The following is a 14,351-nucleotide window of genomic DNA, read 5'->3' on the forward strand; positions in this document are numbered from 1 at the left end:
ATGCCAACCGTAAACGACGTTACCCAGCTCAATCCGATCAATGTCTACGCCGTGGCGACACCAAGCAGCACGGCGGATTTGCAGGACGCACTGCGCAAGACCAGCCTGCCGATTTCCATCGGCGGCGGCCATTTCAGCATGGGCGGCCATACGGCCAGCACCGGCAGCCTGCACCTCGATCTGCGCGGCATGAACCGCGTGCTCGAGTTCTCTCCAGCAGAGCGCCTGATCCGCGTGCAGACAGGCATCCGCTGGTGCGATATCCAGCGCTTTATCGATCCGCACGGCCTGTCCGTGAAGATCATGCAGACCTATGCCAACTTTACCGTTGGCGGCACGCTGTCGGTCAACGCCCATGGGCGCTACATGGGCCTGGGCCCGGTGGTGCTGTCGGTGCGCTCGATTACGCTGGTGTTGGCCAGCGGTGAAGTGCGCGAGGCGAGCCCGCAGCAGAACAGCGAGCTGTTTTACGCGGCCATCGGCGGCTATGGCGCGATCGGCATCATCGCCGAGGCGGAGCTGGAACTGGTGCCGAACACGCGCGTGCAACGCGGCAGCGTGAAGCTGGCCACCAAGGATTACCCGGCCTGGTTCGATGTGAATGTACGCGGCCGCAAGGAGATCACTTTCCACAACGCCGACCTGTATCCGCCGTATTACAACCGGGCGCGCGCTGTGACCTGGACCGTCACCGACCTGCCGGCCGACAAGCCGCGCCTGCAGCCACTGAACCGTGCCTACTTGGCCGAGCTGTACTTCCTGTGGTCGGTGTCCGAATCGCCGTTCGGCAAATGGCGCCGCGAATACCTGCTCGACCCGCTGCTGTACCGGCAGAAGAAGGTGCATTGGCGCAACTACGAGGCGGGCTACGACACGGCGGAGCTGGAACCCCTGGGCCGCACCGAGCGCACCTATGTGCTGCAGGAGTATTTCGTGCCCTGCACGCGCATGGACGAATTCGTGCCGAGAATGTCGGCCATCCTTGCCAAGCATAGCGTCAACACGATCAATATCTCGATCCGCCACGCCCTGTCGGATCCTGGCACGCTGCTGGCATGGGCACGCGGCGAAACCTTCGCTTTCGTGCTGTACCACAAGCAGCGCACGCGCGACAATGCGCGCGAACGCGTCGGCGTGTGGACGCGCGAGCTGATCGACGCCGTGCTGGAATGCGGCGGCACGTACTACCTGCCATACCAGCTTCACGGCACGCATGAGCAGTTCCACCGCGCCTACCCGCGTGCCAAGGAACTGTTTGCGCTGAAGCGCGCGCTCGATCCGGAGTATCGCCTGCGCGGCGCGCTGTGGGACAAGTACTATGCACCGACGCTGGACCTGAATCCGGATGGCGAGGCCGCGCGCCGTTCGCTGTTCCATTCCGTGTACGACAGCGAGCGCGAGGCCGACAAGTTCTATTCCTTCCTGCAGAATATTTTCAACCTGTTCCCGGAAGACCGCTTCCACACCCTGATCCGCAAGGCAACCACCGAGAACCACGACGAGGAGTCGATCTACCGTGCCTTGCAGGCCGGCCTGCCGGGCATTACGCCGCCGCTGTCCCAGCTGCGCTACGCGCTGCCGTCGCTGGCTTTGCAGAAAGAGGAGATGGGCAGCCAGGCCAGGCGCCTGCTGGGCGACCAGCCGTTGCGGGACTATGTGGAGATCGGCACCACCGGCCGCTACGTCAAAGCGCTGCGCAAGCATCTCAAGCTAAGGGGCAAGGTGACGCTGGTGCACGACAAGGAGCCGGGCTATTCGGCGGTCGACATCGTCGAACGCGGCGGCCTGATGCAAGTTGGCAGGTTCGTGCACATGAAAGACTACGCGCCGCTCGAGCTGCCTGAGCAAAGCGCGGACCTGGTGAGCTGCTTCGCCGGCCTGCACCATATGGCACCGCAGAAGCTGGAGCCATTCCTGGCATCGGTGGCCAGCATCGTGCGCCCTGGCGGCTATTTCGTGGTGCGCGACCACGACGTGAAGGACCGCGCGATGGACGATTTTGTCAGCCTGGCGCACTGCGTATTCAACGCCGGCCTGGGCGAGCCCTGGGCCGTCAATGCGTCGGAGCTGCGCTTCTTCGCATCGGTGGACGAATGGATCAAGCGCGTGGAAGCGGCCGGCTTCGAACACACGGGTGAACGTATCGTGCAGGAAGGCGATCCGTCCGCGAACGTCCTGCTGGCCTTCAAACGGATCTGATATGCGCAAACTCTTGCTGGCATTGAGCCTGCTGGCCGCTTGCCTGACCAGTTCCGCGGAAAGCCCGATTGCACCGGAGCAGCGGCGCAGCGTGGAGCAGACTTTCCTGACCTTCCCGGAATGGTTCCTGGTGCACAGCCCGGCCGAATACGCCCGCTATGTGAAGAAGCATCCGGCCCACAATTTCCCCTTCCTCGGGCACGCGGGCCAGATCTGGACCAGCTATGCGGCCGTGACCGAAGAACAGGTGCGCGCCAGATATCCCGGCAACCCCGGCTATCACGCCATGATCGGCGTGATCGGCAGCAGCACCACGCTGGAATACGGCTTGCGCTCGCTGTATGAAAACACGCTGGGCCGCATCAGTTGGGCCACGGCATCCGCGCTCACGCCGGAAGATGAATACGGGGCACGCGTGGCGCAGGATTACGTCGATTTCATCCGCAAGGAGCCGTGGTACCTGTACGACTTCAGCGCCAAATTGAAAGGGCTGTGGGCCGATACGCCGCTGTTCGGCGCCAATATGCTGCGCAAGCTGGAACGGCGCTATGCGCTGACGACGGAATACCTGGTCAAGGCCGCGTACGGCCAGTTGATCAAGCTGGGCACCCGCGCAGCCTACGAACCGGCCCAGATGACGACCCAGGTGGTGGCCGACCGCGAGCCTTACGACCTGGCCGAACAGCCCAACATCAAGCTGCTGCGCATGCTCGACGATGGCCGCGCGCTGCTGGAATTGCCGCGCTATTACGACTTCCGCCTGGCTGCGACGCGCCTCGGATTGCAGGACGTGCAGCTGCAGGACATCGCCGGCAACAGCGACGTGATCCTGGTGACGGTGCTGACGCGGGGGCAGGGCACGGCAGCGCCGCCAGCCACCCGGGTGCTGTTCGAACAGCCGATACTGACCGAACCGGGGCGCAAGCGCGTGGCGCTGGTGATGCGGGTGGCAGCGCTGTCGCGCTACCTGGTCGACGCTCCGCGCCAGGGGGTGGAAGTCGAACACGTTTATGACTATTAAGCGCCTGCTGGGCTACACGCTGCTGGCGCCTGGCCGGCGCCGCGGCCGCGCGGGGCGTCTTTGCCGTGCGGCAGGCGGAAGGGCGCCAGACCGGCCAGCGCGAAGCGCCGGCCACCAGCCTGGGCTACCAGGCGATCGCGTTCGATATGCCGCCTTTCGGCTCCTCGATCCCGCCCGAATCGGGCGAATACGGCAAGCAGCAGGCAGCGCTTGCGTAGGGCGCTTGACAACGCGGGGCTGGTGGATGCCGCGCCGGGACTGGATGGCGCACAGGCGCCGGGCGATAGCTTGCTGCAGTCCATCCTGCGCTGGCGCTGGGTCAGCCAGCCCCTGGCGCTGGATGGCAGCTACAGGCATGTCGCGGCCAGGCTGCCGGAATTGCCGGCCGGTGACCTTGCTGTGGGGCGAGACCGGCACGATCACGCCCCTGTCGCAGGCGGAGAACCTGCAACGCCGGATTCTCGGCGCACAAATCGTGCGCATCCCGCGTGCCGGGCATATCCCGCAGAGCGAGGCGCCGGAACTGTTCCAGCAGGCGCTGGCACGCATCCTGCAGGATGCGAGGCCCGGCCGCCGATCGTCAGGGCGGCCTTAGCCAGGCTCGCCTTTTTCCCCCTGCCGGTTGCCATGGCGCGCGGTTTGCCGACTCTCGCCGCCCTTGCGCCCGATTTCCGCCATGTGCTCGCGGTTGCGGCTTACCACTTCGCCGCCTTTCTGGCCGGCGCGGCGCGCTTCTTCCGGGGTGAATTCATGCGCCGTACCTTTCTGGTGCGCGGCCTGGCCGCCCTTGCTGGCAATCATGCGCTGGGTTTCCTTGTCCATCGCCGCGAAGCCGCGTTTGCCATTGCCGGTCCTGACCTGCTCGTCCTGTGTCGCCATGATCCACCTCCTCAATGTGCCCAAGAATCCGGGCGCGGGCCCGGGCCGGAAGCAGCGTCGTGGCTGCTTCTTGGGCTTTGAGGAAAGGTCTGCGGTAAAAGTTCAAATTATTTTTTCGACATCAGGAACCGGCCTGGCCGGTGGCCGAACGCTCGCCTTCGGCTTCAGCCGTGTTGTTGCCGCGCACGGGCTGGGCGCCGAAATCGTGCTCCAATTCTTCCTTGCGCTCTTTCAACTGCTCGCACATTTGAACCAGGTCGGCATCGCTTTGCCGCACCGTGGGGAACATTTCCTGTTCTTCTTCGGCGACGTGATGCTCCACGCATTCGCGCAGTTTCTGCACCGCGCCATCGAGCTCGCTGTCGCCGGTCGCCATGCCGCGAATATGTTCGACCAGCTCCTTGATGGTGCCGTGTTCTTCCAGCGCTTCATCGACTTGTTGCTGCGCGCCGGTGTCGGCGCGCACGGCGGGATAGAAGATTTCTTCTTCCATCGTTGCGTGGATAGTCAGGTCCATGCAGATTTGCTGCGCCAGGTCATGCTTCAGGCCCTGGTGCGCGGCGTCGCATTTTTCAAACTCGCGGAAAAGTTTCTTGACCTTGTCGTGGTCGGAGGTGAGGAGCGCCACGGCATCCTTGGCCGTGGCGTTCTGGTTTTGCTGGCTCATGCTGGCTCCTTCGCTGCGTCGGTTGGGCCGCGCACAAGGAGCCGCAGGGGAAGGGCGGTCAGGCGACCTGCAGGACCAGCTTGCCGAAGTTCTTGCCTTCGAACAGCATCGTCAGCGCCTGCGGGAATTGCTCGATGCCTTGCACCACATCTTCCCGGCTTTTGATCTTGCCTTCCTGCAGCCATTTGCCGAGCGCGGCAACGGCCACGTGGTAGCGGTCGGCGTAGTCGAAGACGACCATGCCTTCCATTCGCGCGCGGTTTACCAGAAGCGACAGGTAGTTGGCCGGGCCTTTGACCGCCGTCGTGTTGTTGTACTGCGAAATTGCGCCGCAGATCACGATGCGGGCCTTCAGGTTGATGCGCGTGAGAACGATGTCGAGGATGTCGCCACCTACGTTGTCAAAGTATACGTCAACGCCATTTGGACAGTGTTCCTTCAGGCCGGCACGCACGTCGCCGCCCTTGTAGTCGATGCAGGCGTCAAAGCCAAGCTCATTGACCACGAAGTCGCACTTTTCCTTGCCGCCGGCAATGCCGACCACACGGCAGCCGAGCTGTTTGGCAAGCTGGCCGACAGTTTGGCCGACAGCGCCGGCCGCGCCGGATACGACGACGGTTTCGCCGGCCTTCGGCTGGCCCACTTCCAGCAGGCCGAAGTAGGCTGTCATGCCCGGCATGCCAAGGGTGTTGAGCCAGGTGGTGGCCGGCGCCAGACGGGTGTCGATCTTGTGCAGGCCGGCGTGGCGGTCGTCGGCGGCGCCAACCCAGTACTGCTGGACGCCGAAACCGCCGCCCACCTGGTCGCCCACGGCAAAGCGCGGCGACTTGGAGGCCACCACTTCGCCCAGGCCGCCGGCACGCATGACTTCGCCAATGCCGACCGGACGGATATACGATTTGGCGTCGTTCATCCAGCCGCGCATGGCCGGGTCGAGCGACAGGTAGCGCGTCTTGACCAGCACTTCACCGTCGGCCAGCTCGCGCACCGGCTCTTGCGTGACTTGCCAGTCGCTGTCCTTGGGCAGGCCGACCGGGCGGGCGGCGAGGCGGAACTGGGTGTTCTCCATTTTTGCTCCTTTTTAGAAATAGTACGGTCATTCTATTCCGGAATTTGGCAGCCGTGGCAATGTTCATGCGACAATACCGTCCCGCCCATGACCTGAACTGCCATGAATCACCCAGAATACATCCTTACGCTCTCTTGCCACGACCAGCGCGGCATCGTTCATCGTGTATCGGGATTCCTGGCGGAACATGGCTGCAACATCATCGATTCGGCCCAGTTTGGTGACGCGGAAACGCAACGTTTCTTCATGCGCGTGCATTTTGCGCGCGAAGATGCGGCGTTTGGCGATGCCGTGCTGCGCGCGGACTTCGCCAAGGTGGCCGAGACCATGGGCATGGAATGGGCGCTGCACGACGCGCACGCCAAGCCGCGCGTGATGCTCATGGTGTCCAGGATCGGCCACTGCCTGAACGACCTGCTGTTCCGCTATAAGAGCGGCCTGCTGCCGGTCGAGATTCCGGCCATCGTGTCCAACCACATGGACTTTTACCAGCTGGCGGCCAGTTATAACATTCCGTTCCATCACTTGCCGCTGGCAACCGGTGCGCCGGAGGAGGCCAAGCTGGCGCAGGAGGCACGCATCGCGGAGCTGATGGATACCCATAAGGTGGACCTGGTGGTGCTGGCGCGTTATATGCAGATCCTGTCGCCGTCGATGTGCGAGCGACTGAAAGGGAAGGCGATCAATATTCATCACTCCTTCCTGCCCAGCTTCAAGGGCGCCAAGCCGTACGCGCAGGCGCACAAGCGCGGCGTGAAACTGATTGGCGCCACCGCCCATTTCGTGACGGGCGACCTGGATGAAGGCCCGATCATCGAGCAGGACGTCGAACGCGTCGACCACGCCATGGATTCGGATGCCTTGACCGCCATCGGCCGCGACGTTGAGTGCGTGGTGCTGGCGCGCGCTGTGAAATGGTTCGTCGAACACCGCATTCTGCTGAACGGCGATCGAACTGTAATCTTCAAATAACAAGTAATGGCTCTGAAATCTACGATTTACAAGGCGGAACTGTCCATTGCGGACATGGACCGCAATTACTACGCAACCCATATGCTGACGCTGGCGCGTCATCCGTCCGAAACGGATGAACGCCTGATGGTGCGCATCGTCGCTTTCGCGATCCACGCCGATGAGGCGCTGGTCAACGCGAAAGGCATTTCCGACACCGAAGAACCGGACCTGTGGCAGATGGACCTGACCGGCGCGATCCAGTTGTGGATCGAAGTGGGGCAGCCGGATGAGCGCCGCATCCTGAAGGCGGCCGGCCGTTCAGAGAAAGTGATGGTGTATTCCTACAGCTCCGCCTCGCACGTGTGGTGGAAGCAGCTCGCCAACAAGATTGACCGCGCCAAAAATGTCAGCGTGGTGAACATCGACGCCGAAGCCAGCGCCGCGCTGGAGAAGATGGCGCAGCGCTCGATGCAGCTTCAGTGCACGATCCAGGATGGCCAGATCTGGCTGACCGACGGCGCTACCACCGTCGAAATCCCGCGCGAGGTCTGGAAAGCCTGAGCCTGAGAATCGGTGGCAGAATGTGCTCATCATGCTGCGCTATCTTGTTGCCTTTCTGCTGATCGTCCACGGCGCCGCCGCCCAGGCGGTGACACAGGCTGAAGTCATGGCCGGCGCCGCGAAACTGTACCGCGAGCAGATTGACGAGTTGCGCCGGGCCTATCGGCTTGACGACGATGAGCGCTTTGGCGCGCGGGTGGCAGCGCTGGCGCGTCCGCTGATCGAGCAGGCAAAGCGCGAGTTTCCCGAGTCCGGCACATGGGATTGGGAGCTGCATACCACCACCGATGGCGATGCCAACGCCTTTGCCATGGCTGGCGGCAAGCTGCTGGTCAGCCGCGCCTACGTCGACGAGATGGCATTGACCGATGCGGAACTTGCCATGCTGCTGGCGCATGAAATCATGCACGCGGCACTGCGCCACAACCTGAAAGAATTCGAGGAGGCGCTGCGGCTTGAACCCGCGCGGGCGACACAGCCGTTCGCTGAACTCGAACACGATATCGACCACGATAATGCGCTGATGCGCAAGCTGGCGAGCCTCAACCTGCAGCAGGAGCTGGAAGCCGACCGTGAGGGGCTGCTGTTTGCGGCGCGCGCCGGATGGCCGCCGGGGGCGCTGGCCGCTTATTTCCGCAAGCTGGCAAAGCACAGCCATTCGCCCAACTTCGAACGTTTCGCCCATCCTTCGCCCGCCAGCCGCTGGCGCGCGGCGCGTGAGCTGGCGACGCGATTGGAAGCGTCGCGCTAGGCTATAATGCCCGCCATGCAGATGAAATCGTCAACCCGCCTGCGCTGGGTCTGGATCGCGTGCTTCGCCATCCTGATGAACGCGCTCGCCCCGGCGATTTCGCATGCGGTGAGCGGCAAGCCGCGCACCTGGGAAATCTGCCTGAACGACGGCACGCGCGTGACTGGCGTCGGCGAACTCGATTACGCGACCTTCGTCGCAATGACCGACCGCAGCAAGGCGCAGACCACGGTGCAACCGATGGCGCAGATGGACATGGAAGACTGCTCCTACTGCTTGCCCCATGCGGGATGGTTTGGCTTGCCGCCGACCGGCCTTGCCTTACCTTTGCCGCTCGATGGCGCGGCCTCGCGCCCAACCCTTTTCTACCAGTCGCCACAACCATTGCCGGTGTGGTCGGCGTCCAATCCGCGAGGACCGCCTACACACGCCTGATTTCGTCCCCCATTTAACGAATCAAGGAGTGAAAAATGAAAAAGCAGATCTTCGCGCTCGCAATGTCGATCGCCTTCGCCGCTTCCGCAGCGGCACAAGTCACCGTGCGTGAGCCATGGATTCGCGCCACCGTGCCGGCTGCACAGGCAACCGGCGCCTTCATGGAGCTCGTTTCCAAACAGGATGCACGCCTGGTCGAAGTGCGCTCGCCCGCCGCCGGCATTATTGAGATCCACCAGATGTCGATGCAGGGCGACCGCATGATGATGTCCGCTGTCGAAAGCCTGGATCTTCCGGCGGGCAAGCCGGTGGCGCTGGCCTCCGGTGGCTATCACATCATGATGATGGACCTGAAACGCCAGATGAAGGCGGGCGAAACGGTCCCCATGACGCTGTTCATCGAGAAAAAGGACAAGAAGCGCGAAACGGTGGAAGTGCAGGTGCCGGTCAAGCCGCTGTCCTACACGGCTCCCAAGCACTAAGGAGCCTGCCATGAAAAAATACCTGATTGCCGCAGCATTGCTGGCGGCAACGTCGGCGCACGCCCATATCTCTCTGGAACAGCGCGAGTTTGCGGCAGGAAGTTACCAGAAGCTGGTATTCCGTGTCGGCCATGGCTGCAACGGCAGCCCCACCGTGGCGGTCGGCATCCGTCTGCCGGAAGGTTTCGCAGCGATGCGGCCAATGCTGAAGAATGGCTGGAGCATCGCGCGTACGCCCGAGAGCCTTGCCTGGCGCGGCGGCCCGCTGCCGGACGACTTTTACGATGAGTTCGTCATGTTCGGCAAAATGCCGGCGGCAGGGCGCCACGTCTTCAAGATCGTTCAGACCTGCCAGTTTGGCAGCGCGAACTGGGAAGCTATCCTCGAAACGCGCTAGGACTGACCATGAAACTTGAATACAAACCGCTGGCGCTAATGTTGGCGGCGATGGGCTTCGTCTGCCCGGCGCAAGCGAACCATGTGGTGAAAATCAATGGCGGCCGGCCGACATCGCTGCCGATGCAGATACCGACCACGATAGAGGGCATCACCGGCGCGCAGGTAGAGGAGCGCATCAACGCTTTCGACAGCGAGGATGCACTGAAATACCTGCCAAGCCTGAACGTGCGCAAGCGCTTCATCGGCGATTATGACCATGCCGTGCTGGCCAGCCGCGCGTCGGGCACGGGCAACAGTGCGCGATCGCTGGTGTACGCCGACGGCATCCTGTTGTCCAACTTGCTGGGCAACGGCGCCAGTTACACGCCGCGCTGGGGCCTGGTAACGCCGGAGGAAATCGAACGCGTCGATGTACTGTATGGCCCGTTCTCGGCGGCGTATGCCGGGAACTCGGTTGGAGCCGTGGTCGATTTCCAGACGCGCATGCCAGGCAAGCTTGAGGCGCATGCCAAGCTGTCGTGGGCCGGCCAGGATTTCGAGCAATATGGGACCGATTCGCGCCACACCGGCCGCCAGTACAGCGCCTCGCTTGGCGACCGTACGGGGCGTTTGTCTTGGTGGGTGAACCTGTCGCGCCTTGACAGCGACGGCCAGCCAATCGCCTTCGCCAACAAGATGCTGTCGGCCGGAGCCGTGCCAAAGCCCGGCGAAACGACGGGCGTGCCGGTAACTGGTGCGATCGCAGACCGCAACGCATCCGGCAAGGCGTGGTACATCCTGGGCAGCACGGGCCAGGTGAATACAGTGCAGGATCACGCCAAGGTGAAGCTGGCGTATGACCTCTCCCCCACGCTTCGCGCCAGCTACACGCTGGGCTGGTGGCAGAACGATGTGGTTCGCAATGCCGATTCCTATTTGCGCGATTGCGCCGGCAATGCGGTGACCAGCGGCGTGATCAATATCGATGGCAAGCGCTTCACGCTGCTGCCTTCCGATTTTGCCGGTGCGCGCGCGGACCTTGAGCATGTAATGCATGGCCTGTCGTTGAAGACGCATGGGGGCGGCAGCTTCAATTGGGAAGTCTCCGGCAGCGCATACGACTACTCGCGCGACCTGGCGCGGGTGCCAACCGGTGGCGGGCGGGGTAACCTAACCGACATTGGAGGTAGCGGCTGGAACACCCTGGCGTTGCGCGGCAACTGGCGTGCCGGTGCCGCGCACCAGCTCGAGTTTGGCGCCCAGCGTGAGAGCGCCAAGCTGCGCACACATGTGACCAGCATTGCGGACTGGATCGCGGACGAGGGCGGCAAACATGTGTCGACATTCAACGGTAATACTCGGCTGGAGAGCCTGTACGCGCAGGACACCTGGCGCCTGTCGCCAGAGTGGAAGGCGACTTTGGGCGTGCGGTATGAAACCTGGCGCGCCTATGGCGGTGAAGTTTCTGGCATGGCCGGCAAGCTGCTGCCATTCAACGATCGCCGCGAACGGGCATGGTCGCCCAAAGCCGCTGTGGCATGGCGTGCGGACGAAGCCTGGACGCTGAAGGCATCCGCTGGTCGCGCAGTGCGGAATCCGACCGCAGCGGAGCTGTTCCAGGGCTCGATTGTCGAGGACAGGATTGTCAACACCGATCCGAACCTGCGCGCGGAGAAGTCGTGGACCAGCGAGCTGACAGCGGAATATATGAGCGCGCAGGGTAGTGCGCGCGCCACACTGTTCGGCGAAGCCACGCGCGATGCGCTCTATTCGCAGCCGCTGAGCGCCACCGTCAACACGGTGCAGAACGTCGGCAAGGTCCGTACGCGCGGGCTGGAACTGTCGCAGCAGGCGGATGATGTCCTTACGCACGGACTGACGCTGCAAAGCAGCCTTACCTATGCAGATTCGGAAATTGTGTCGAACGCAGTCATGCCGTCCAGTGTAGGCAAGCGTCAGCCGCGTGTGCCCAAGTGGCGCGCGAATATGCTGGCTTCCTACCATGCAGGGCAGCATTGGACTGCGACGTTCGGCGTGCGCTACAGCGGCAGGCAATATGGCACGCTCGATAACAGCGATCCGAATGGCTCAACCTATATGGGCGTGTCGGACTACCTGGTCGCCGATGTGCGCCTGCGGTACCGCCTCAACCGTCAGTGGGCGGCGTCGGTCGGCATCGACAATCTGAGTCGCGAGAAATACTGGGCTTTCCATCCCTATGCCCAACGCACTTTGAGCGCCGACCTCAAGTTCGACCTCTAACGCTCCCAAGCGCAAACGCCCCGCCTGCCGGGGCGTTCTTCTTTGCGTTACGCCAAAACCGAGTGGCGCCAGATTCCTACAATCGAGTGATGCCATCCCGACATGACTCCGCGTTCAAGCTTGTGTTCAGCTATCCAGAGCTGGTGCAGTCCCTGTTGGAGCTCGTACCGGATTGTCCTGCAAGGAAAGCGACCGGATTCGAACGCTTGAATTGCAGCTTTATCAGTAGTTCTGAGCGCCAACGCAATGCCGATATGGTCTGGCGTATCTATTGTCCGGAATCGTTGTTCTACCTGTTGCTTGAATTTCAGTCGACGGTGGACCGGCAAATGATGCAAAGGATGAGAGTTTATTCGGGACTGCTGTCGCAGGATCTGTATGCCCAGCATAAAAGCGCGGAACCTTTGAACCTGCTGCCTGTCGTAGTCTACTCGGGGAGCCGCAAGTGGACTTTGGCTCACCATGCGGTCCTGGACTGGCTAAGACCTTTGCAGGAGGGGAAAGTGTATGTGCTGATAGATGAGGAATCCGCTGGCGATTCCATCATCGGCGATGTCATTCGCCTGGTGCGCGCTGACACCCTCGCCGACGTCGTGAGAACGCAGAACGCCTTGCTGGCCTGGCCACGGGCGAGCGAAGGGTTACAGCGGGCCGTAATGAAGATTGCCGATGAGCGTATGAGGCTCTTTGGCGCCAACCAGGAGGCAATCATGAATGAACAAGTTCACGAGGCGGGCCGGAAAGAGTTTACCGAAGAGGAGCACGCCCTCATCCAGGAGTATATTCTGGGCGTTTATAACGCGGCCAAGGATATGCCCGAGATCAGGCGGATAGTCGAAGCTCGGCGCGCAGGCGCGCTGGAGGGCCGGCAGGAAGGTCGGCAAGAAGGTCGACAAGAAGGTCGACAAGAAGGCCGGGAGGAAGGGCGAGCGGAAGCGTTCCGGGCAATGCTCAGCAAGGCGTGTAAGCAGCGCGGTGGCGGTGAGCACCTTGTGGCAAGGATCGCGAGCGCTGAACTGGGTCAACTGGAAAGCTGGCTGGACAGACTGATCGCTGGCGAGAATCTGGAAGCATTGCTGGAAGAAGGTGGCCCGTGAAGCTGGTGGCGACCCGGGCCAGGAGAATACTGCTTAGTTCGGGCCGCCAGCCAGGCGCTTCACGCTGCCGGAACCCATGACACTCTTGGTCAGCTGCGGCTCGCCGTAATAGCTCACGTCGCCTGAGCCAGCGACACTGACGGACAGCGTTTGCTTGGCCCACACCACGGCCTGGCCCGAGCCGCCAATACTGACCGCAGCATCGCGCGTCGCCAGTTGGCCGGTGCTGACTTTGCCGGAACCGCCGATCGACACCTTCAGTTTGTCGGCCGAGCCGGTTGCCTTCAGGTTGCCGCTGCCACCCAGCGAGACAGTGACCGATTCGCCTTCGATATTGCGCAAGTTCAAAGAGCCCGAGCCGCCGACATTGAAAGACAGCTTGCCGCCACGCAGGCCTTCCGCGTCGACCGAGCCGGAACCGCCGACCGAAATGCGTTCCAGTTTCCTGGCGGTGATCACAACCTTCAGGTTGCGGGTATCGAATTGCAGGTTAGGGCGGACAGGGCGAATTTGCAGGATGCCGTCTTCGACCACGGTTTCGATCAGGGGCAGGATGTTGTCGTCGGACTCGATGCTGACGCTGTCGGTATTGCCGATGCGCACTTCCACACTGCCCGGCAAGCCCAGGCCGAGGCCGGTGAAGTTGGACGCTTCGCGTGCCTGCCTGGAGATTTTGCCGTTGCCCTGGACGCGTTCGCCGGCGAACCAGCCCAGCGGAGCCGCCGATACCACGGCGACTGGGGCGGCGACAGCAAATACGGATGCGGCGACCAGGGCGTTGCGCACTGCAGCAGACATTTTCATCGTGTTTCTCCTCAATTTGAATGAGAAGCATCGTATCGAAGCCGGGACCATGGCGCCTGCCCGATGCGACAGGACGCCGTCTCGCGGGAACAGAATGCAAATGCCGGAGACAGGGCGCCGCTGCTGTATCATTTCGCCCATGCTTACCATCATCATCAAACAGGGCAAGGAGAAGTCCATCCTTGCCGGCGATCCCTATATTTACCTGTCCGCCATCGAGCGCGTGGATGGACGTCCTGCCGAGAAGAACAAGCCCGGCGCCACCGCCACCGTGCTGTCCTCGTCCCGCAAATTCCTGGCCCGCGCCGCCTATAACGCCAGGTCGCAGATTGCCGCCCGTGTCTGGACCTTGCGTGAAGACGAGCCGGTCGATCACGCCATGGTGAAGCGCCGCGTACGTGCTGCCATTTCGCGCCGCAGCCATACGCTGCAATCGGCCCGGCCCGACGAGCTGGTGCCGGTCGTGCTCGGCGACGAAGACGGCCTGTCCGGCCTGCTGGTGCAAAGTTATGGCGGCAAGGATGGCTACCTGGTGTGCCAGTTCCAGTCGGCGGCGGTGGAAGCCTGGAAAATCGGCATCGTACAAGCCTTGATCGCCGAAACGGGTTGTCAAAATGTTTACGAGCGCGCGGACAAGCTGATTCGCGAAGGTGAGGGCTTGCATGTCAAGTCACGCGCGCTGGCGGGAGCGGAGCCGCCGCAGCGCCTGACCGTTACCGAGCGCGGTCGCAGTTTTCCTTACGATATCCGGACCGGATTTGAGTATCCGAAATAAATGTTGTTCACCAGCCA

17 protein-coding genes are annotated in these 14,351 nt (G+C 62.5%); 13 read left to right on the top strand and 4 right to left on the bottom strand.

Annotated features, from left to right (window positions below; translation table 11 throughout):
• The 4 genes from ACWBU6_RS11445 to ACWBU6_RS11460 all read left to right on the top strand — a co-directional run bounded on the left by ACWBU6_RS11445 (position 1) and on the right by ACWBU6_RS11460 (position 3,815).
• Positions 1-2,199 (top strand): FAD-binding protein, encoded by a 2,199-nt coding sequence (locus ACWBU6_RS11445; RefSeq protein WP_452648907.1) that lies wholly within the window; start codon positions 1-3, stop codon positions 2,197-2,199.
• A gap of 1 nt (position 2,200) precedes the next feature.
• Complete coding sequence (locus ACWBU6_RS11450) at positions 2,201-3,220, top strand: hypothetical protein (protein ID WP_452648908.1); 1,020 nt, start codon at positions 2,201-2,203, stop codon at positions 3,218-3,220.
• Between the two features lie 65 nt (positions 3,221-3,285).
• On the top strand, positions 3,286-3,438 hold the full coding sequence (locus tag ACWBU6_RS11455; protein ID WP_452648909.1) for a hypothetical protein: 153 nt from the start codon (positions 3,286-3,288) through the stop codon (positions 3,436-3,438).
• 137 nt (positions 3,439-3,575) lie between these two features.
• Entirely contained in the window at positions 3,576-3,815 is a 240-nt protein-coding gene (locus ACWBU6_RS11460) for an alpha/beta fold hydrolase (protein ID WP_452648910.1), read from the top strand.
• Here ACWBU6_RS11460 and ACWBU6_RS11465 read toward each other — a convergent pair.
• From ACWBU6_RS11465 to ACWBU6_RS11475, 3 genes are all read right to left on the bottom strand, one after another.
• Entirely contained in the window at positions 3,812-4,099 is a 288-nt protein-coding gene (locus tag ACWBU6_RS11465; RefSeq protein WP_452648911.1) for a KGG domain-containing protein, read from the bottom strand. The genes ACWBU6_RS11460 and ACWBU6_RS11465 overlap by 4 nt on opposite strands.
• A gap of 121 nt (positions 4,100-4,220) precedes the next feature.
• Complete coding sequence (locus ACWBU6_RS11470) at positions 4,221-4,766, bottom strand: hemerythrin domain-containing protein (protein WP_452648912.1); 546 nt, start codon at positions 4,764-4,766, stop codon at positions 4,221-4,223.
• 58 nt (positions 4,767-4,824) lie between these two features.
• The gene (locus ACWBU6_RS11475; protein WP_452648913.1) at positions 4,825-5,835 is read right to left on the bottom strand and encodes an NADP-dependent oxidoreductase; all 1,011 of its coding nucleotides are present in this window, start codon (positions 5,833-5,835) and stop codon (positions 4,825-4,827) included.
• Positions 5,836-5,937: 102 nt separating this feature from the next.
• Between ACWBU6_RS11475 and purU the strand changes: the two genes are divergently transcribed.
• The 8 genes from purU to ACWBU6_RS11515 all read left to right on the top strand — a co-directional run bounded on the left by purU (position 5,938) and on the right by ACWBU6_RS11515 (position 12,755).
• Positions 5,938-6,807: a formyltetrahydrofolate deformylase gene (gene purU, locus ACWBU6_RS11480; RefSeq protein ID WP_452648914.1), complete on the top strand. Its 870-nt coding sequence runs from the start codon at positions 5,938-5,940 to the stop codon at positions 6,805-6,807.
• 6 nt (positions 6,808-6,813) lie between these two features.
• Positions 6,814-7,350: a YaeQ family protein gene (locus ACWBU6_RS11485; RefSeq protein ID WP_452648915.1), complete on the top strand. Its 537-nt coding sequence runs from the start codon at positions 6,814-6,816 to the stop codon at positions 7,348-7,350.
• Between the two features lie 31 nt (positions 7,351-7,381).
• Positions 7,382-8,101, top strand: a complete 720-nt coding sequence (locus ACWBU6_RS11490; RefSeq protein WP_452648916.1) for a M48 family metalloprotease — start codon at positions 7,382-7,384, stop codon at positions 8,099-8,101.
• A 15-nt stretch (positions 8,102-8,116) separates the two neighbouring features.
• The gene (locus ACWBU6_RS11495) at positions 8,117-8,536 is read left to right on the top strand and encodes a DUF2946 domain-containing protein (RefSeq protein WP_452648917.1); all 420 of its coding nucleotides are present in this window, start codon (positions 8,117-8,119) and stop codon (positions 8,534-8,536) included.
• Positions 8,537-8,571: 35 nt separating this feature from the next.
• Positions 8,572-9,018, top strand: a complete 447-nt coding sequence (locus ACWBU6_RS11500) for a copper chaperone PCu(A)C (RefSeq protein WP_452648918.1) — start codon at positions 8,572-8,574, stop codon at positions 9,016-9,018.
• Between the two features lie 10 nt (positions 9,019-9,028).
• Positions 9,029-9,415, top strand: a complete 387-nt coding sequence (locus ACWBU6_RS11505; RefSeq protein ID WP_452648919.1) for a YcnI family protein — start codon at positions 9,029-9,031, stop codon at positions 9,413-9,415.
• An 8-nt stretch (positions 9,416-9,423) separates the two neighbouring features.
• On the top strand, positions 9,424-11,658 hold the full coding sequence (locus ACWBU6_RS11510; RefSeq protein WP_452648920.1) for a TonB-dependent receptor: 2,235 nt from the start codon (positions 9,424-9,426) through the stop codon (positions 11,656-11,658).
• Positions 11,659-11,747: 89 nt separating this feature from the next.
• The gene (locus ACWBU6_RS11515; protein ID WP_452648921.1) at positions 11,748-12,755 is read left to right on the top strand and encodes an Rpn family recombination-promoting nuclease/putative transposase; all 1,008 of its coding nucleotides are present in this window, start codon (positions 11,748-11,750) and stop codon (positions 12,753-12,755) included.
• Positions 12,756-12,788: 33 nt separating this feature from the next.
• On the opposite strand, the gene ACWBU6_RS11520 is transcribed toward ACWBU6_RS11515, so the two are convergent.
• A complete protein-coding gene (locus ACWBU6_RS11520) occupies positions 12,789-13,559 on the bottom strand; it encodes a head GIN domain-containing protein (RefSeq protein WP_452648922.1) in 771 nt (256 codons plus the stop codon).
• 139 nt (positions 13,560-13,698) lie between these two features.
• On the opposite strand from ACWBU6_RS11520, the gene ACWBU6_RS11525 reads away from it, so the two are divergent.
• Positions 13,699-14,334: an SAM-dependent methyltransferase gene (locus tag ACWBU6_RS11525; protein ID WP_452648923.1), complete on the top strand. Its 636-nt coding sequence runs from the start codon at positions 13,699-13,701 to the stop codon at positions 14,332-14,334.
• Positions 14,335-14,351: the final 17 nt, after the last annotated feature.

Source organism: Pseudoduganella sp. HUAS MS19 (genome assembly GCF_053615455.1).

Coding starts and splice junctions, on each gene's coding strand:
- ACWBU6_RS11445 (WP_452648907.1), top strand. CDS start 1: ATGCCAACCGTAAACGACGTTACCCAGCTCAATCCGATCAATGTCTAC.
- ACWBU6_RS11475 (WP_452648913.1), bottom strand. CDS start 5,835: ATGGAGAACACCCAGTTCCGCCTCGCCGCCCGCCCGGTCGGCCTGCCC.
- ACWBU6_RS11460 (WP_452648910.1), top strand. CDS start 3,576: ATGTCGCGGCCAGGCTGCCGGAATTGCCGGCCGGTGACCTTGCTGTGG.
- purU (WP_452648914.1), top strand. CDS start 5,938: ATGAATCACCCAGAATACATCCTTACGCTCTCTTGCCACGACCAGCGC.
- ACWBU6_RS11525 (WP_452648923.1), top strand. CDS start 13,699: ATGCTTACCATCATCATCAAACAGGGCAAGGAGAAGTCCATCCTTGCC.
- ACWBU6_RS11450 (WP_452648908.1), top strand. CDS start 2,201: ATGCGCAAACTCTTGCTGGCATTGAGCCTGCTGGCCGCTTGCCTGACC.
- ACWBU6_RS11495 (WP_452648917.1), top strand. CDS start 8,117: ATGCAGATGAAATCGTCAACCCGCCTGCGCTGGGTCTGGATCGCGTGC.
- ACWBU6_RS11505 (WP_452648919.1), top strand. CDS start 9,029: ATGAAAAAATACCTGATTGCCGCAGCATTGCTGGCGGCAACGTCGGCG.
- ACWBU6_RS11485 (WP_452648915.1), top strand. CDS start 6,814: ATGGCTCTGAAATCTACGATTTACAAGGCGGAACTGTCCATTGCGGAC.
- ACWBU6_RS11515 (WP_452648921.1), top strand. CDS start 11,748: ATGCCATCCCGACATGACTCCGCGTTCAAGCTTGTGTTCAGCTATCCA.
- ACWBU6_RS11465 (WP_452648911.1), bottom strand. CDS start 4,099: ATGGCGACACAGGACGAGCAGGTCAGGACCGGCAATGGCAAACGCGGC.
- ACWBU6_RS11470 (WP_452648912.1), bottom strand. CDS start 4,766: ATGAGCCAGCAAAACCAGAACGCCACGGCCAAGGATGCCGTGGCGCTC.
- ACWBU6_RS11500 (WP_452648918.1), top strand. CDS start 8,572: ATGAAAAAGCAGATCTTCGCGCTCGCAATGTCGATCGCCTTCGCCGCT.
- ACWBU6_RS11520 (WP_452648922.1), bottom strand. CDS start 13,559: ATGAAAATGTCTGCTGCAGTGCGCAACGCCCTGGTCGCCGCATCCGTA.
- ACWBU6_RS11510 (WP_452648920.1), top strand. CDS start 9,424: ATGAAACTTGAATACAAACCGCTGGCGCTAATGTTGGCGGCGATGGGC.
- ACWBU6_RS11490 (WP_452648916.1), top strand. CDS start 7,382: ATGCTGCGCTATCTTGTTGCCTTTCTGCTGATCGTCCACGGCGCCGCC.